The 17,499-nt window shown below is 72.1% G+C and carries 13 protein-coding genes; 5 read left to right on the top strand and 8 right to left on the bottom strand.

Annotation, left to right across the window (positions count from 1 at the left end; genetic code table 11):
* Positions 1-478: 478 nt before the first annotated feature.
* Complete coding sequence (gene argG, locus ACZ63H_RS31450; protein ID WP_469870919.1) at positions 479-1,927, bottom strand: argininosuccinate synthase; 1,449 nt, start codon at positions 1,925-1,927, stop codon at positions 479-481.
* A gap of 245 nt (positions 1,928-2,172) precedes the next feature.
* On the opposite strand from argG, the gene tap reads away from it, so the two are divergent.
* Positions 2,173-4,404: a telomere-associated protein Tap gene (tap, locus tag ACZ63H_RS31445; protein WP_469870917.1), complete on the top strand. Its 2,232-nt coding sequence runs from the start codon at positions 2,173-2,175 to the stop codon at positions 4,402-4,404.
* A gap of 9 nt (positions 4,405-4,413) precedes the next feature.
* Complete coding sequence (tpg, locus tag ACZ63H_RS31440; protein ID WP_469870915.1) at positions 4,414-4,974, top strand: telomere-protecting terminal protein Tpg; 561 nt, start codon at positions 4,414-4,416, stop codon at positions 4,972-4,974.
* Positions 4,975-5,116: 142 nt separating this feature from the next.
* Here tpg and ACZ63H_RS31435 read toward each other — a convergent pair whose 3' ends face one another.
* The 6 genes from ACZ63H_RS31435 to ACZ63H_RS31410 all read right to left on the bottom strand — a co-directional run bounded on the left by ACZ63H_RS31435 (position 5,117) and on the right by ACZ63H_RS31410 (position 9,889).
* The gene (locus tag ACZ63H_RS31435) at positions 5,117-5,740 is read right to left on the bottom strand and encodes a hypothetical protein (RefSeq protein WP_469870913.1); all 624 of its coding nucleotides are present in this window, start codon (positions 5,738-5,740) and stop codon (positions 5,117-5,119) included.
* A gap of 44 nt (positions 5,741-5,784) precedes the next feature.
* Positions 5,785-6,537, bottom strand: a complete 753-nt coding sequence (locus tag ACZ63H_RS31430) for an MmyB family transcriptional regulator (protein ID WP_469870912.1) — start codon at positions 6,535-6,537, stop codon at positions 5,785-5,787.
* 383 nt (positions 6,538-6,920) lie between these two features.
* A complete protein-coding gene (locus ACZ63H_RS31425; protein WP_469870910.1) occupies positions 6,921-7,535 on the bottom strand; it encodes a TetR family transcriptional regulator in 615 nt (204 codons plus the stop codon).
* A gap of 369 nt (positions 7,536-7,904) precedes the next feature.
* On the bottom strand, positions 7,905-8,525 hold the full coding sequence (locus ACZ63H_RS31420; protein WP_469870908.1) for a ScbR family autoregulator-binding transcription factor: 621 nt from the start codon (positions 8,523-8,525) through the stop codon (positions 7,905-7,907).
* Positions 8,526-8,870: 345 nt separating this feature from the next.
* On the bottom strand, positions 8,871-9,086 hold the full coding sequence (locus ACZ63H_RS31415) for a hypothetical protein (RefSeq protein WP_469870906.1): 216 nt from the start codon (positions 9,084-9,086) through the stop codon (positions 8,871-8,873).
* Positions 9,087-9,196: 110 nt separating this feature from the next.
* On the bottom strand, positions 9,197-9,889 hold the full coding sequence (locus ACZ63H_RS31410) for a ScbR family autoregulator-binding transcription factor (protein WP_469870904.1): 693 nt from the start codon (positions 9,887-9,889) through the stop codon (positions 9,197-9,199).
* 967 nt (positions 9,890-10,856) lie between these two features.
* On the opposite strand from ACZ63H_RS31410, the gene ACZ63H_RS31405 reads away from it, so the two are divergent.
* Complete coding sequence (locus ACZ63H_RS31405; RefSeq protein ID WP_469870902.1) at positions 10,857-11,342, top strand: DUF6083 domain-containing protein; 486 nt, start codon at positions 10,857-10,859, stop codon at positions 11,340-11,342.
* Between the two features lie 172 nt (positions 11,343-11,514).
* Here the strand turns inward: ACZ63H_RS31405 and ACZ63H_RS31400 are convergent, their stop codons facing one another.
* Positions 11,515-11,847, bottom strand: coding sequence for a DUF3140 domain-containing protein (locus ACZ63H_RS31400; protein WP_469870900.1), 333 nt, complete (start codon positions 11,845-11,847; stop codon positions 11,515-11,517).
* A gap of 652 nt (positions 11,848-12,499) precedes the next feature.
* Here ACZ63H_RS31400 and ACZ63H_RS31395 point away from each other — a divergent pair.
* Positions 12,500-13,915 carry a helix-turn-helix domain-containing protein gene (locus ACZ63H_RS31395; RefSeq protein WP_469870898.1) on the top strand — a complete coding sequence of 472 codons (1,416 nt, stop codon included), beginning with the start codon at positions 12,500-12,502 and terminating at the stop codon, positions 13,913-13,915.
* Positions 13,916-14,152: 237 nt separating this feature from the next.
* On the top strand, positions 14,153-17,356 hold the full coding sequence (locus ACZ63H_RS31390; RefSeq protein WP_469870896.1) for a M20/M25/M40 family metallo-hydrolase: 3,204 nt from the start codon (positions 14,153-14,155) through the stop codon (positions 17,354-17,356).
* The last annotated feature ends 143 nt before the right edge of the window (positions 17,357-17,499 follow it).

Here is a 17,499-nt window from a genome sequence, read left to right as displayed (position 1 = left end):
CGCCGCGGCCGGAGTCCGCCACGTCCGGACCCCGTGAGATCACCTTTGGTGGGCGGGAAAGGGCTCGCAGCCGCGTGGTGGCGGTGATGCCGTCCATGCGGGCCATGCGCACGTCTGACGGGGGCCAGGTCGGTGCGGTGGGCGGTCGCCTGCCCGCCCCGGTGGCGCCGCGCCGCCTCCGTGCGCGGGGTGACCGGCGGCCCGCCGGACGCCCCGGTCCGCGACGAGCCAGGCAAGTGGTGGGCCCCGCACGGCACTTCGGGACGGCCGATGCTCCCGGGAACGGTCGTGGCCACCGGCCCGGGCGCGCGGGCCGATACGGCGTACGGCGGAACCACCGCGTGGCGGCGGCCGTACCCCTGGCCGGCACCGGCGATCCTGCGCGCGGTGCGTCTCGTGACCGCCGGCGGGGAGCGCGCGAGAAAGCGCCCCGCCGGGAACCGGCGGGGCGCTGTGCGAGGTGCTGTGCGGGGTGCGGTCAGTCCGTGCCGGATTCCATGGCGGCGCGGTCCAGGGCCTCGTCCTCCTGGGAGACCTCGCCCCGGGAGGCGATCGCCTCGGCGCCTCCCTGGGGCATCGCGCCGATCAGGCCGGTGGAAGCGGCCTGGGCCGCGCCGATCAGAGCGGGGTGCTCGGTGCCGACCATGCCGAGGCCCGCGTACTGCTCCAGCCGGGCGCGGGAGTCGGCGATGTCCAGGTTGCGCATGGTGAGCTGGCCGATCCGGTCGGACGGGCCGAACGCGGAGTCCTCGGTCCGCTCCATGGAGAGCTTGTCCGGGTGGTAGCTGAACGCCGGGCCCGTGGTGTCGAGGATCGAGTAGTCCTCGCCGCGCCGCAGCCGGAGAGTCACCTCACCGGTGACCGCGGCGCCGACCCAGCGCTGCAGCGACTCCCGGATCATCAGTGCCTGCGGATCCAGCCAGCGGCCCTCGTACATGAGGCGGCCGAGCTTGCGGCCCTCGTTGTGGTACTGGGCGAGGGTGTCCTCGTTGTGGATCGCGTTGACCAGGCGCTCGTACGCCGCGTGCAGCAGCGCCATGCCCGGGGCCTCGTAGATGCCGCGGCTCTTGGCCTCGATGATCCGGTTCTCGATCTGGTCCGACATGCCGAGCCCGTGCCGGCCGCCGATGGCGTTGGCCTCCATGACCAGTTCGACGGGGGAGGCGAACTCCTTGCCGTTGATCGTCACCGGGCGCCCCTGGTCGAATCCGACCGTCACGTCCTCGGCCGCGATCTCCACCGACGGGTCCCAGAACCGTACGCCCATGATCGGCTCGACCGTCTCGACGCCGGTGTCCAGGTGTTCCAGGGTCTTGGCCTCGTGGGTGGCGCCCCAGATGTTGGCGTCGGTCGAGTAGGCCTTCTCCGTGCTGTCGCGGTACGGCAGCCCGTGAGCGAGCAGCCACTCGGACATCTCCTTGCGGCCGCCCAGCTCGGTCACGAAGTCGGAGTCCAGCCAGGGCTTGTAGATGCGCAGGTGCGGGTTGGCGAGCAGACCGTAGCGGTAGAACCGCTCGATGTCGTTGCCCTTGAACGTGGAGCCGTCGCCCCAGATCTGTACGTCGTCCTCCAGCATCGCCCGGACCAGCAGGGTGCCGGTCACGGCACGGCCGAGGGGCGTGGTGTTGAAGTAGGCGCGGCCGCCCGAGCGGATGTGGAAGGCGCCGCAGGCGAGCGCGGCCAGCCCCTCCTCCACCAGGGCCGCCCGGCAGTCGACCAGGCGCGCGATCTCGGCACCGTAGTTCGTCGCACGGCCGGGCACCGAGGCGATGTCGGGCTCGTCGTACTGGCCGATGTCGGCGGTGTAGGTGCACGGGACGGCGCCCTTGTCGCGCATCCACGCGACGGCGACCGACGTGTCGAGGCCGCCGGAGAAAGCGATGCCGACACGCTCGCCGACCGGAAGGGAGGTGAGAACCTTGGACATAGAAAGAGTATGCCTTATTTCGCATAGCCATGCACAGAGGGGGTCGGGAGGCTTCGGGATCCCGCGATCGACCAGGCCGGGCCGCGGGCCGGCTCGGACCTCCACCAGGACGGACCTCCCCCGCCCCTCAGGTGACGCCATCAGGCGACGCCATCCGGGAGGAACGCGGATTGTGCGCGATTCGTACGCGTTCCGCACGCCGAATGAGGGATCAACGGGATAGAGTGCCAGTTCAGGAGGTCCTCATGTCCGAGTTGTTCGACGCGGTCGACGCACTGCTGGCGTCCCGCGCCCCGCTGCCGCCGCCGGCCGAGCGCAAGCGGCTGCGCAGGGCGCACGGGCTGACCGTCGAAGAGGTGGCCACCGCGCTGAAGGTCCGCCGGGCCACGGTGAGCGCCTGGGAGGCGGGCAAGACCGAGCCCCGGCCGCCGGAGCGCGACGCGTACGCGCGTCTCCTCGACGGGCTCGCGAAGCTGTACCCCGCCCCGGACGAGGACAGGGACACGGAGGTCCCGGAGGCGTCCGCCGGCCGGGTGCGCCCGGCGCCGGAGGCGGAAGCGCCCGCTGAGGTCCCACAGCCCTCCGATGCCACGGCGACCGCCGTCGAGAGCACCCCGACGCGCCGTTCCGCCGTTCCGCCCCAGGCGGTCGCGGCCGGCCCGGCGCGCACCGCCGGGAGTGCGCCGCCCTCGCGCCGTCCGGGCGCGCGGCAGGCTGCCCCGGCCGGCGCCCCGGAGGGCGGGCGGGACGAGCGTTTCGAGAACGGGCCGCTCGCGGTCGTGGACGTCGGCGCCGACGGGCAGGTACTGGCGTACTGCACCGGCGGCCTGGTCCTGGAGGTGCCCGCCAAGAGCATCCCGGCGCTGGTGGAGTGGACGCTCACCGAGGGCGGACTGGGGCAGCCGAGGCTGGTCGGCGCGGGCAGGGACGCCGACCCGCTGCTCGTCCTCACCGAAACCGCGCTGAAGCGCTACGGCCTCCCCGTCGCCCTCACCGACGACGAGCGGCTGGCCGGGCGGATCCCGGAGGGGCACAAGGTCGTCGGGCAACTGGCGCGCGCGGGCTGGAAGCTGACCAAGCGCGGCTTCGGGCCGTGGGCGCGGATCTACCGCCCCGCGCAGGGCTCGGACCGCCAGTGCGTGCAGCTGTGCATCCCGTCCTGGCACGCGCTCGACTCCCGTCACTGGGGCGACACCGCGCGGCTCCCGCCGGCGGAGCTCGCCCGGGTCCTCGGCGTGTACGCGTCCCGGGTGATGACGCCGCGCGGTTCCACGGCCGTGACCGGCCTGGAGCTGATGACCGCGCTGCACCCGCCGACCCGCGCCTCCGACCCCGACGCGACCGGCAAGCGGCACTCCGCGCACAACCCCGGCTCACTGGGCAAGGACCCGGTGGACTGCGCCCCGTGCGAGGCCCCCGACGGCCACCCCCTCCTGGCCGGCCTCCCCCGCTTCCACGTCCGCGGCCCCGACGAGAAACTGTTCGAGGAGGCGTACGACTGGGCACGGCCGATGACCGATGCCGAGTGCACCGTGCGCTACCTGGTCGGCCTCGACGTGAACATGGCCTTCGCCGCCGGCGCCAACGGCCTGGTCGTCGGCCTCGGCGCGCCGACGCACGTCAAGGCGCCGGTGTTCGACCCGAAGCTGCCGGGCTCGTGGCTGGTCGACCTGTCCCACGTGGACCTGTCGCGGGTGAGGGCCGGCAAGGAGTGGGTGGAGCTGGACGGCGGGCTGCTGCCCAGTCCGTTCACCCCGAAGGGCGATCGCCCGGACGGCCCGGCCTGGTACGCGACACCGACCGTGGCGTACGCGGTGGAGCTGGGCTACGAGGTGCGGCCGATCGAGGCGTACGTCCGCCACGACAACGGCCGCTACCTGGACGGCTGGTACAAACGCCTCCGTGACGCCTACCTCGCCACGATGGCCGACCTCGGCGTGCACGCGGACATGGAGCCGGCCGACTTCCTCGCGGCGATGGACGGCTACAAGGACCGGGATCCCGAGCTGGCGAGCGTCGTCTCGGCGATCAAGGCGACGGTCAAGGGCGGCATCGGCAAGCTGCGCGAGCGCCCGCGGGGCGAGGGCTGGCGGCCGGGCCGGCCGTGGCGGGCCCTGGAGCGGCCCACCTGGCGGCCGGACATCCGCGCGGCCGTCATCTCCCGCACCCGTGTCAACCTGCACCGCAAGATCGTCAAGCACGCGGCGTTCACCGGCCAGTACCCGGTCGCGATCCTGTCCGACTGCGTCGTGTACGCGGCGGACGGTCCCTCGCCCTTGGACTTCCTGCCGTACCGGGACGGCACCGCGCTGCCCGGCGGCTTCAAACTCGGCGTCAACCCGGGGCTGGTCAAGCACGAGGGCACCCAGACCGTCCTGTGGGGCGAGGAGGTCCGCGAGCGGTTCGGCGCACCGGAGCTCAACCTCGCCCGCTACATCAAGGACGGCACCGTCACCGACACCGACACCGGGGAATAGGAGAGGGTGATGAGCCTGATCGGGGACGGCCTGGACAGGGCGCTGCAGAAGGCGTTCACACGCCCCGCGCCCAAGACCGCGCCCGCGCAGATGCGTTACCTCGTCAAGAAGCACGGCAACAGGACGGGTCCGGTGGCCGAGTTGCTCGGCGTCAGCCAGCGCACCGTGGAACGGTATGTCAAGGACCAGATCAAGCACCCCCGCCCCCGGCTCGCGCGCCGCCTGGAGGAAGAGGTGCGCAAGCGGTGGCAGCCGGTGATCAGGGCCAAGGCGCGCAGGGAGGCGATGACCACGGGCGGCATCGTCATCGACACACGGGCCCGGATCGGTTACACGGCTCCCGTCGGAACCACGGACGACGCACGGCTGCGCCACCTCACCGTGGCACTGCCGCCGCAGCACGCCGCCCGTCTCTTCGAAGCGCGGGAGGCCGGCGCCGGCGACCGGCGGCTCGAAGAGCTGACGGCCGAGGCGCTCAAGGACGTGTACTTCCAGGACGGCGGCCGCCGCGCCGGCCAACTGGAGGAGGTCCGTTTCACGGACATCGAGCACTTGGAGTTCGACCTGTAGCTGCCGCGCCGGGCCCGGCCGTCACACCCGATGCGCCGGTTCGCCTTCCGGCGGTCAGGCCGCCGGGCGGCGGCCCTGGCCGATCACGTCCCGAGGAGGGCGGTCCCGGTGCCGAGGCCCGTGCGGGGGCGGGGTCCCGCCTTCACCTGTACAGCGCCCGGTGCGCGGTGTAGGCGAAGCCGTCGTCGCCGCTGAGAATCCCGATGATCTTCTCGCAGTGCCGGCGGTACTCCCGTTCCTGCTCCGCGCTGAGGGTGACGGGCGCCGACGGTCCTGGTGGCGTCGCCTGGCGCATGGCTGCCAGCAGCCGGGGCGGAGACGTGAGGCGCAGGACTTGGAGGACTCGGCCGTAGCGGTCGACCAGGTCGATGCCGTCACCGATCTCCCGCAGAACGTCGTCGAGTACGTCGAGCGGGCCGGGCCAGCCGTCGATCTGCGCTTGGCGCAGCATCATGTAGCACACTTCGAGGTGCCCGACCCGTTGGCCGGGGTCCACGGCGTACAGGGGCGTCAACCGCTGTCCGCCCATGGTCTCCAGCACATAGCCCTCCGGCTCGTTCGCCCCGGTCTCCGGCGGGTGTGCGTGGAAACTCCGGGGCAGCATCTGCTGTAACTCCCCCCAGCTCTTGTGGGCGACTTCGATGATCCTCGCCTGGGAGTCCGTCAGCACGGTCCGGTACCGCAGCCGGAGGGAGGACAGGAGCGGTTGCTCCAGCAGGAGAAAGCCCGCGGCGAGAACCGGGTCGTCTGGTATCAGGATGTGCACAACGCCTCCAGTGGTGTCGGCTGGGCCATCGCGGCACTTGATCGCTATGGCGCCTGGGAAAGGAAGGTCAGCAGCCGGAAGCCCCCCGATTCGGCTGCCACGACGTGTACGCGCAGGAGGCCCCGCTCCGCGTGCCGCAGCAGGCCGGTACGACCGTTCAGGTCGGCGCCGGCCCCCGGAATGTCTCGCAGGCGGGGGTCGTCGGTCAGGTCCGCGCACAGACGGCGGACGGCCGCGTCGTCGCGATGGCGCACGGACAGCAGTCGGCACTCCTCCAAGAGGTAGGGGGCCCAGTCCTTCTCCCAGTGGCCGAGTACGGTGTCCCGTGCCCGGTCGCAGAGCAGCGCCCAGCGCCAGAAGTTCCGGGGGACGCCCTCGTCGCCGAACATCGAGGCGTAGACCGCGTTGTGTGCCACCGGTTCCCCGCTCGGCGCCAGGACGCACATCATCTCGCGCTGGCCGTCGACGGTGCGCCGCCAGTGCGGCGAGGGCTTGCCGACCGCGGGGGGCGGCTCGGAGCCGAACAGGTCGAGATGGGCGACGCGCCTGTCGTGCGGAGTGAAGCCGAGGGTGTCCGCGATGCGCGAGAACAGCTCGGGGGACGGACGCAGTCGGCCGCTCTCCACCTTCTGGTAGACGCCGGCACCGCACTTCAGAGCCTCGTCGAGGTCCGGCTGCCGTAGGTGCGTCGACCGGTCCGCGCCGGGGCGGGGGGCCAACCCCACATCCGGTCTGGTCCGCCTCCCGCGGTAGAGCCTCAGCAGCCGCTGGTACTCGCGGGATGTCTCACGCCCCACAGCACTCCCTGATCATGCGCTATCGCGTTCGCGCACGCACGTACGAACAACGTTCGGCATCCAACCATGCGCTCGGTCGGTTTCGACAGCCGTTTCCACCCGGTTACCCCGCTGAAAGTTCATTGACAGGCAGGAATCGGACGGAGTTCGCGGCGGGTATCCATACCTTCAGGGCTGCGGATACAGGGGAACCCGAGCAGGAATTGACTCCGTGTAGCAAAACACATGAAGATGTTACGTGCGGTAATGTTCAGGGCTCCTTGGCGACCGTGAAAACGGGGAGTCGGTCGGTTTCCGGGCCGGCAGCCGTGGCCGCGATCGGCAGCCAGTCCCTTCGTAACGATGCGATAACCGCGCGGTTCCGGCCGCTCACGCCGAGCGCTTCAGTCCCGCGAGGTCGTCCCGTCCAGGTACTCGGCCGCCCACCGTGTGCATCGCAGCAGCTCACGGCCCCGTTCGACTCTGGTGTCCAGCTTGGCCAGGGTTCTCTCGGTGGCGATGCCCGAGGCCAAGTGCATATTCAGGTCGGCGACCTTGCGAGGCAGTGTCCGGTAGTCCAGCCGGCACATCAGGTCGACTCCGGTGTACGCGGCGACCCACACCCAGGATGCCTCGTCCGGCTTCACCCCGGGCTTGAGTTCCTCGCGGCGTCCGGCCTCCTCCAGCAACCGGGTGACACGGGGTATGTGCCGGGACCAGAGATAGCCGAACGTCTCCTCGTGGTCCTGATCGGTGGCGAGCCGAGCCGCGGCCCGCACCACCGGAACCCGGGGAGTGAGCCAGGCCAGGACGATCGACGCGTCGACGACCGCCTGCAACGACCCTGCCCGCGGTGGGGTGACGTCCATGGCGAAGCCCTCGGTGACGACCGCGACAGCGATCTCCTGCTTCGTCCTGAAGTGGTAGTAGAGGCCGCCCTTCTTCAGGCCGGTCCTGTCCAGGATGTCCTGTAGCGAGGTCTGTGAGTAACCCTTCCGTGCGAACAGGATCGCCGCCACGTCAAGGATCTCCGCACGCGTCGCTATGCCACGGGCTTGGGCAGGCTGCCGCACTGTCACGTCCGTCCTTTCTGGGCGGGGCTCAGCGACCAGGATCATGGAGTGATCGCCTCCTGTACATGCCCCGCTGGAGAAATGTGCGCGGAGGTCATGGGCGCAGCGAAACTTCCCGCACCATTACTGCGCCCACTGACGCGGCCCTTGGTCTCCGTCACTTCGCGTGGAGGGGTCGTGACCACCCAACCAGTCTTCCGGTCGGTTTCCGGAGGTAAGGAAGCGATCCGGGTCCATGATCGTGCGCATCGTCGTTCCGGCGCCCGACGCGTGTTTGGCGCCGCTCGGTGCAAGGGCGGCTCGCGGCACGCGCGTTCACGGAGGCGATGCGTCGGACCTGCGAGGTGATTCCGTCCCCGGGGGCGTCCTCGCCATGCAGGGAAGGACGAACGACCAGACCGCCTTCAGCAGTTGGGGCTCCGCCCACTCCGGGTGACGGGCGGACAGCTCCAGAAATCCGGCGGTGGCGGCTACCACGGCGGCGGTGGCGACCTCGGGGCGGACGTCCTGTGCCAGTTCGCCCTTCCGGTGGGCCTGGGCGATCAGTTCGCGGACCCGGGTGTGCCACCACTCCCCCAGCGCCGCGCTTCGGCGCGAGGGGTCACGTCCGAGTTGGAACCCGGCGCGGACGACGGGGTCGGAGGCGGCGGCCGGCACCAGACGGCACATGGTGGTCGCCAGCAGGCCCAGGGGACTCCGGCCGGTGGCGCGGCAGTGGTCGGCCAGTGCGGCGACCCGTGCGACGGCGGCTTGCTCGACCTCCCTGGCCAGCTCGTCCTTGCTGGTGAAGTGGAAGTACAGGGCGCCCGCGCTGACACCGGCCCGTCTGCTGATGACCGGCAGCGAGGCCCCCGCGTACCCGAGGTCGGCGAATGCCTCGGCAGCCGCCCTCACGACCGCCTCACGCGTCTGCGCCGCCCGCGGCTGCTTGACCATCTCCCCCTCCTGTGGCGTCCGCGTGCACACGGCCGGCCGGCGGATTCCCCGGCGTCGTGCGGATCGCTGGTTCTCCGGCCGTGGGCCACCGGGCCGGGACCAGGGCACTTACGCGGCTCACCGCCGGACCCTCCGCGACACCGTCCCGGCGGACGGGTGGTGCGCCGCGCGGTGGACGTCGGACAGCGACGCCCGCGCACGGCATCCGGCTGCCGTGGTGAACCGTCCACGCGGTGCGCGGTGTCCACTCGTTCCCCGTGTGTGTCCCGAGCGGCGACGCGGCGCGGACCGGGGTCCCCGGTCCGTGCCGGCAGCGGCTCGGCGTTCGACCGGCACGGTGTGCGGTCAGCCGACCGGCCGCAGCACCACCGGCAGGGCCTGGTCGCCGTGCACGAGGAAGGTGGGCACGGGTTCCGCTTCGTCCGGAGCGCGGGCCGGGCGCACGTCCGGGAGCCTCGCGCAGAGGGACGAGAGTGCGGTGCCGGCCTCGGAGCAGGCGGTCCGGTCGGCGAGGTGGCGGTCCGTCACGTCCAGGGCGTGAGGGCGGGCGGTCCTGTTCATGGGGGGCGCTCCACGGGTCGGTTCTGCGTCAGCTGTGCTCGCGACGTGCCCACGGGGCGGTGCGTGGCTGCCGTCGTCGGCCATGGACGAGGCGGCCCGGTGGCCGGCGGTCAGCCGACGGCTTGCACCGCCTCCTCGCCGGCGTCCGCGGTCCGGTTCGGTTCGGTCATCTCCTGGTGGACGCGTTGTCCTCGGTCCGGAGCCATGTCCAGTTGGACGAGCACCGTCGGGACCGCCATGCTCGCCATCAGGTGCCGCTGCATCTGGGCCACCCGATCGACCAGGTCGCCGTGGTTGGTCAGCACTTTGGACAGCATCTGCACGCCGGTGAACGCGCCGACGAACATCCGGGCGGCCGTGTTGATGTCGACGTGGGGCATCAGTTCCCCGTTGCGCTCGGCGGCCGCCAGTGTGTCGGCGTTGTGGTCGACCCACGCCATCATCGGCGCGCTGCGGTCGAGCCCGTCGGCAGGGGAGCCCGGCTCCACGGTGAGGCGTACACCGGCCCGGACCAGGGGGTCACCCTCCTGGAGCAGATAGGCGAGGAGGAACGCCTCGTCCAGGCACCGCTGGAGCATCAGCGTACGCGGGGGGACGGGGGGCATTCCGGTGATCCGGTTGGTCAGCACCGCCTGCGCCAGTTCCTCCTTGGAGGCGAAGTGGAAGTACAGCGCCCCCTTGGTGACCTTGGCCCGTAACAGTATCTGGGAGACCGTCGCCGCCTCGTAGCCGACCTCGGCGAAGACCTCGGCCGCGGCGAGCACGATGGACTGCCTCGTCCTGATCGCCCGTGCCTGTGCCACCGAAACACCTCCACCGCCCTGCCGACTTGCCGCGACAGAACATAAAACCAACCTTTCGGTATGTCAACTACCAGCCGATACAAGGGTGGATCAACAGCCCAAGGGACAAGTCCCCCTGGACAGGCACACGCAGTTGACATTGTCAAGCGAGATGCCCGTTCCCGTTCATACGGATAAAGACTGTTTAAGCCTGTGAAAAACCTTACGCGCCATGCCCGACAAGGAAGAGGCCTCACGAAGGAAACCGGAAGGTCAGTATCTTCAGGGAGGCGACACATCCCCCTGAATCGTTCGGACCGTGGCCCGGGGAGGGCGCTGCCCTGGCTGCGAACTCGCATCCCTGCCGTCTTCGGCGGCAGAGACCGGTACCCGGGCACGGGTGCACGGTACCCGGCAACAGCTCATCGCCGGCGAGGAGTTCCACCGTGCCGGTCGACGCCGCGATCGCGGGACCAACATGCCCGGGTCACCCAACGCTTCGCCGAAGCCGCCCTGGGCGGGGAGCCGGGAACCCTCCTCGAAGTCCCGGCCCGGCATTCCCCGGCGGCCGCCCGCTCGCCGTCGTGGTGGTGGACCTCGCACGGGCGGCGAGCACATCGCCGGCGTCTTCTCGGTCACCAGCCCCGACAAGCTCGCCGGCATCCGTTCTCCCCTACCGTGACGTACCGCGCCCGTGACTGCCGCCGCCCTGGACGGGCCCTCTCCCGGCGGAAGCCCGCGCGGACCCGGCCCGCAGTAAGAACGGCCGGCGGCGCGATTGGGCCCGGACGGCTGCGGCCCGCGCGGCACCGGCTGCGGCCTCGGCGCCGCGGCTCTTGCGAGGTCTTCGGCCGTGCCTGTAGCTGTCATGTGTTGCGCCGCGCGCCTCACCGGGCGTAGCCAGGCCCCTCGTATCCCTACCCGATTGCACCACTGCGACCGTTTCGCGCCCTACCCCGCCCCTGCGGCGGACCGCACGCTCGACGGCATGGGGGACACCGACGCCCACGACAGCATCATTCCGTTGCCCGCACCCGGACCCGACGGATCCTGGCAGCCGCCCGCCGGCACGCCGCGGCCATGGGAGACGGCGGACCGCGCCCAGGCCGCCCGAGACGGCGCCTGCGGTCCCGAACCCCCCGAGCCGCCCGTCTGCCCCCACTGCGGCCTCACAGGCGACCGCCGCCCCACCTACACCGGGCAGCACGTCCTGCTCGAGCCCCGCCTTTCCGTGCCCGCGCACCTCGTTCCCGGCGGGCACCGCTGGCACCTCGACACCAACGGCACCGCCTGGAACGGCGGTCTGGACGAGCCCCTGCCCGGAGCGACATGCCGCGTCCCGCATCAACTGGCCTGCCCGGGCCTGAGCCTCGACGAGATACAGCCGTGGCGGTGGCTGGCCGCGGTCCGGGAGTACAACACGCTGCTGGCCCGGCAGAAGGCGTACGAGGGCGAGTTGCCGGACACCGGTTGATCGCAGGGTCGCCGGGTGGCACGCGGAGGCCAGGGCCGGGGTGACGCCACGGACCGTGACACATCGGAGCGCTTTGTCACGCCCCCCTCAGCCGCCGCCCTGCTCCTCTGCCGGAGCCGGCGGGGGGCGCCCGAGGCGCAAGACGCCATGGCCCCGGAGCCGGGGGCTGTGATCACTTCAGGGGATCGTGGCCCCAGTTCATCAGCGAATACCGCCACCGGGTGTTCCGCACGTCGCCCGAGGGCCGCTGGGCGAGGTGCCGCCGGACGTATCCGCCCACTTTCCGCATGTGGCGGTAGTCGTCGTCCGACAGATCGCCCTTCTTCGTCCGCAGTATCTCCAGGATGCGACGGCCGGAGGCATGCCCCGTGGACTCGCCGCCGTCCTTGTGCTCTCCGGCACTCCGCGACTCTTCCGAAGCCAGCCACTTCTCCAATTCGGCCGGCGTCATGTTCACCAGGTCGCGGAACGCGTCCGATGCCTCTTTCCGTTCGGCGTCCTGCATACGGCATCGCACCTCTCTCCTCACGGCGGGGCGGATCGCCGCCCCGCCCGTCCAGGGTGCGGGCAGCGCGTCCGCGTCGCAGTTCGGGGGCGGACCCGTCGGTGGGCGGGGGGCGCCCGAAAGGGCGTACCGATCAAGTTCTCCCGCAGATGGTCCCCCCGGCACAGTCGCCTCCGCCACCCGGCGGCGCTCGGCCCCGGCCCGCCTCGGCACCAGGTCCGGATCGCCGGTCCGGCGATGTCGAGTCGGACGCGGCGTCCGGCCGCCGCCGCCCCGGACAGGCCCCGGGCAGTCCTCCCGTCGGGGCTCTTGACCGGGGCCGGTACACAGCTATGGTCTAGACCTAGCGTGTCAGGTCCGGACCAGCATCGGCAGCCGCGCCCCCGACCCGTGGCGGCGGTCTCGATGCGCACCGAAGGGAGCGGCAGGGCATGGGCAGGAGAAGACGAGTGGCCGTCGCCGTCGGCGCGCCGGTCGGAGCCTGCCCGGCCTGATCCCGGCCACGCCGGCGCGCGCTCCCGGGGCGGGCGCCCACCCGCGCCCGGGGTGTGGGGCGCGCGGGCCGGCTCCGCCCGGCCCGGACGCGCACAGACATGGAGCACCCGGCGTCCCGCTGTCGGCGGCGGGGCATCGTCAGCAGGGGGGCAGGTCCGTGGAGACGGCACAGCCGGTGGAGTCCTGGGCGGAGTTCGGGCGGCGGCTGCGGGCCCGGCGCAGACAGGCGGGACTGACCCAGTCGCAGCTCGGGCTGAAGGTGGGGTACCACCATAGTCTCATCAGCAGGCTCGAAGCGGGGCTGCGCGAACCGCCGGCCGGGCTCGCGGGCCGGCTCGACTCCCTCCTGGGAACCGGCGGCGAGCTGGCGGCGGTCGTCGCGGCTCCGTGCGGGACGCCCTACCGCCCCGACCGCCCGCCGGCGGACCCCCGGCTGTTCGCCCCGGTGCCGGGCGGCGGGGAGGCCCCCGTCGGCCGGGACGCGCTGGACCCCGCGCTGTGGCCGTCGGAGCTGCCCGCCGAGGGGCTGGCGTGCCCGCTGCACGGCACGGTGGGCTGTGCGGTGCCCGACCGGGCGGGGACACCCGACCTGCTGGACGCGCTGACCGCACGGCGGGACGGATTCGACGGCCTCACCGGTCTCACGGGCAGCGAAGCGGAGCTGCTGCACGCGCTCACCGCGGTCCTGGCCTGTCTGATCCGCGGCGCGCTGCACGGGAGCGCGTCGGACGGCGTGACCACGGTGGAGCGGCTGTTACGGGCACTGGTGCGGTGGGCCGAGGCGGTGAACTCCACCGGCCGGCTGCCGTACGGGCAGCTCCGGCTGGCCGCCCAGTACGCCCAGGTCGCCGGGCGGCTGCGGATGCAACGCGGGCAGAGCAGCATCGGCATGGCCTGGTTCGGCCGCGGCCTGGGCTGGGCCGACGCGGTGGACGACGTCCCGGCCCGGGCGACGCTGCTCAGTGACGTGTGCGCCCTGGTCCGGCTCGACCTGGACGCCGGGTCGACCCTCGCGTACGCCGAGGCGATCGGCGCGGTGGACCCCGGGCGGCGGTGGGTGGTCACCCTCTCCCACCTGTACCGGGCACGCGGGCACGCGCTCGGCCACGACGCCGCCGAGTGCCGGCGGCACATCGCCCTGGCCCGGCGCGAGTTCTCCCGCCTCGGCCACCGGGACCGCCTGGAGGCGCCCTGGCTGTCCGGCGCCGAGGGCGAGATGAGGGTGGAGTCGGCGATCGGCGGGGCGTTGCGCGACCTCGCCGCCGCGACCGGCGACCGGGTGACGGCGCGGCGCGCCGTCGACGCCACCGCGCGGTCGCGTGCCCAACTGCCCCCGCTGATGCGGGAGACCGGGTTGCTGCTCACCCTGCGCCTGGCCGACAGCTGGGCGTGCGCGGGCGACCCCGGCGCGGCGGTCGCCCTGGCGGCCCCGGTGCTCGGCGAGGCGGCGTCCTCGCGCGAGTTGATGATCAACGCCGAGCTGCGCGGACTGCACGGCAGGCTGTTCACCCGCTGGGGTGATGTGCCCGAGGTCAGGGAGTACCGCGGGCGATTGCCGGCCGCGGGAACGTGAGCGCGTCTCGCCGCCCTGGTCCTGTGCCGGTTTTTGACAGGACGGGGCGGCGGGCCTCGATCCATTGACCCGGGCGCCGGGCGGTGTGAGGGTTCGGCCAGCCCGGCGGCGTGGCACGCCACTTCGGCGCGGGGCGGGCGGAGACACCGACGTACCGCGAACACCGGCGAACCCCTTGACATGAGCATGTCTTTCAGGGGGCCGGGTGAGCCTCACGACCTCTCACAAGGAGCAACAATGCTGAGAAAGCTGGCGGTGGCCGGGACATCCCTGGCCCTGACGCTGGGAGGGGTGGTGATGCCGGCCGCCTTCGCCTCGGCCGCGCCCCACGCCGCGCCCCCGGCGAGCAAGCCGGGACCGGCCCCCGTCGCCAAAGCCGTCGCGGCCGCCGACCAGGCGGCACGCAGCGGCCTCGACGCCCTGGCCAAGGGCCCCGAGGAGCAGTACGACCGGCGGCAGGTCACCCCCTGGGTCAAGGGCCTGTACTCCGTCGCCTACGAGCGCACCTACCGGGGACTGCCCGTGGTGGGCGGCGACGTGGTCGTCCTCGCCGACGGCGCCGGCAAGGTCCGCTCGGTCCAGTCCGCCACCAAGGTCAGGCTGTCGCTTTCCACCAAGGCCCGGGTCACCGCCGCGCAGGCGGTCCGCACCAGCCGGGCCAGGCTCGCGAAGACCGAGAAGGTCGACTCCCGGCGGCTGGTGGTGCGCGCCGAGGGCAACCGCGCCACCCTCGCCTGGGAGACCGTGCTGACCGGGCGCACCGGGGCGAACGTCCCCAGCCGGCTGCACGTCTTCGTCGACGCGCGCACCGGAAAGGTCGTCGACACCTACGACGACGTCCGGGCGGGCAGCGGCAACAGCAAGTGGAACGGCCCGAACCCGCTGACCATCGACACCTCCCGGTCCGGCACCAACTACGTGCTGCGCGACACCACCCGGCCCGGACTCCAGTGTTCGGACTACAGCGGCGGCCTGTTCACCAAGACGACCGACACCTGGGGTACCGGCAACCCCACGAGCAAGGAAACCGGCTGCGTGGACGCGATGTTCGCCGCGCAGAAGGAATCCGACATGCTCAAGAACTGGCTCGGCCGCAACGGGCACGACGGCAACGGCGGAAGCTGGCCGGTGCGCGTCGGCCTCAACGAGCTGAACGCGTACTGGGACGGCTCCACCATCACCATCGGCCACAACAGCGCGAACGAGTGGATAGCCGGCATCGACGTCGTGGGCCACGAGTTCGGCCACGGCCTGGACTCCTTCACCCCGGGCGGCGCCAACCACGAGAGCGGGCTGGGCGAGGCCACCGGCGACATCATGGGCGCCCTGACCGAGGCGTACGCCAACGAGCCGGCGCCGTACGACACTCCCGACTACACCGTCGGCGAGGTGATCAACCTCCAGGGCCGCGGCCCGATCCGCAACATGTACAACCCCAGCCAGGTCGGCAACAACCCCAACTGCTACTCCGCGTCGATCCCCTCCACCGAGGAGCACGCGGCGGCCGGCCCGCTCAACCACTGGTTCTACCTGCTGGCCGAGGGCTCCAACCCCGGCGGTGGCAAGCCCTCCAGCCCCACCTGCAACAACTCCACCGTCACCGGCGTCGGCATCCAGAACGCGGGCAAGGTCTTCTACGGCGGCATGCTGCTCAAGACCAGCGGCATGACGTACAAGCGGTACCGCACCGCCACCCTCACCACCGCGAAGAACCTCGACGCGAGCTGCGCCCTGTTCAACTCCACCAAGGCCGCCTGGGACGCGATCAGCGTGACCGCGCAGACCGGCGACCCGACCTGCACGGGCGAGCAGACCGACTTCTCGCTGGCGCTCAGCCCCACCTCGGGTGACGTCGACGCGGGCGCCTCGGCGCGCGCCACCGTCAGCACCAGCACCGTCTCCGGCAGCGCCCAGCAGGTCTCGCTGACCGCCTCCGGCGCGCCGGCCGGGGTGAACGTCTCCTTCAGCCCGGCGACGGTCACCTCCGGCAGCAGCTCCACGATGACGGTCTCCACCTCGTCGGCCACGGCCGCCGGAACCTACCAGATCACGGTCACGGGCACCGCCGGCACGAAGACCCACACCGCCCAGTACACGCTGCGGGTGGGCGGCGGTAGCGGCAACCCGTCCACCCCGCCGGACGTCGACGTGGCCAAGGTGCAGGCGCACCTGACCCAGCTGAACACCATCGCCTCGCAGAACGGCGGCAACCGCCGCTCCACCACGGCCGGTTACCGGGCCTCGCTCGCCTACGTCAAGGACCGGCTCCAGACGGCGGGATACACGGTCACCGAGCAGAGCTGCACCTCCGGCTGCACCGCGGGAGCGGGCAACAACCTGATCGCCGAGTGGCCGCAGGGCGACGCGAACAACGTCTACATGTTCGGCGCACACCTCGACGGCGTGTCCGCCGGGCCCGGCATCAACGACAACGGCTCCGGCTCCGCCGCGCTCCTGGAGACCGCGCTGACCCTGGCGCAGTCCAACCCCACCATGAAGAACCGGGTCCGCTTCGCCTGGTGGACCGACGAGGAGCAGGGCCTGAACGGCTCGGACTTCTACGCCCGTTCGCTCTCCACGACCGAGCGCGCCCGGATCAAGGCGTACTACAACTTCGACATGGTCGCCTCGACCAACGCGGGTTACTTCGTCAACAACCTCAACTCGGCCGCCTCGGCGCCGATGAAGGCCTACTGGGACTCCCTGGGCCTGGCCCCGCAGGAGAACGTCGAGGGCCAGGGCCGCTCCGACGACTACTCCTTCCAGCAGGTGGGCATCCCCACCTCCGGCTACGCCACCGGTGCCTCGGCCGTGAAGTCCGCCGCCGAGGCCGCCAAGTGGGGCGGCACCGCGGGCCGCGCCTACGACTCGTGCTACCACTCCGCCTGCGACACCACCGGCAACATCAACGCCACCGCGCTGAACCGCAGCGCGGACGGGATCGCGTACACGATCTGGAAGACCGCCGTCGGTGACGCGCCGGCCCCGGCCGACGACTTCTCGATCTCCGCCAACCCCGCCGCCGGCACGGTCTCGCCCGGCTCGTCCGCCACGGTGACCGTGTCCACCGCCACCACCAGCGGGAACGCCCAGAGCGTCCGGCTGTCGGCGTCCGGCGCTCCGGCGGGTGTCAGCGTGTCCTTCAGCCCGTCCTCGGTGACCTCCGGCCAGTCCTCCACCGCCACCGTGCAGGTCGCCGCGGGCACGGCCGGCGGCACGTACACCCTCACCATCACGGGAACGGGCACGGCCACTCACACCACCACCTACACCCTCACCGTGCCCGGCGGTAGCGGTGACACCACCTGGCAGGTGGGCGCCACCTACGCGGCCGGTGACGTCGTGACCTACAACGGCGTCAGCTACCGGTGCCTCCAGGGCCACACCGCCTACCCCGGCTGGGAGCCGCCGAACGTCCCCGCCCTGTGGGAACGCGTCTGACGGTCGCCACACGGCGGAACACACACGACTGACCGCACACACCGGCCCCGGGGGGGGGGGGGGGGGGGGGGGGGGGGGGGGGGGGGGGGGGGTGGGGGGGGGGGGGGGGGGGGGGGGGGGGGGGGGGGGGGTGGTGGTGCGGT

The organism is Streptomyces sp. NPDC104831, from assembly GCF_055583025.1.
Note: the sequence above shows the minus strand (reverse complement) of the source record. Positions and strands in the feature narration are given on the sequence as shown.

Bases quoted from the DNA above. Each gene is read 5' to 3' on its own strand.
- argG (WP_469870919.1), bottom strand. From the start codon at position 1,927: ATGTCCAAGGTTCTCACCTCCCTTCCGGTCGGCGAGCGTGTCGGCATC.
- tap (WP_469870917.1), top strand. From the start codon at position 2,173: ATGTCCGAGTTGTTCGACGCGGTCGACGCACTGCTGGCGTCCCGCGCC.
- tpg (WP_469870915.1), top strand. From the start codon at position 4,414: ATGAGCCTGATCGGGGACGGCCTGGACAGGGCGCTGCAGAAGGCGTTC.
- ACZ63H_RS31420 (WP_469870908.1), bottom strand. From the start codon at position 8,525: ATGGTCAAGCAGCCGCGGGCGGCGCAGACGCGTGAGGCGGTCGTGAGG.
- ACZ63H_RS31415 (WP_469870906.1), bottom strand. From the start codon at position 9,086: ATGAACAGGACCGCCCGCCCTCACGCCCTGGACGTGACGGACCGCCAC.
- ACZ63H_RS31405 (WP_469870902.1), top strand. From the start codon at position 10,857: ATGGGGGACACCGACGCCCACGACAGCATCATTCCGTTGCCCGCACCC.
- ACZ63H_RS31400 (WP_469870900.1), bottom strand. From the start codon at position 11,847: ATGCAGGACGCCGAACGGAAAGAGGCATCGGACGCGTTCCGCGACCTG.
- ACZ63H_RS31390 (WP_469870896.1), top strand. From the start codon at position 14,153: ATGCTGAGAAAGCTGGCGGTGGCCGGGACATCCCTGGCCCTGACGCTG.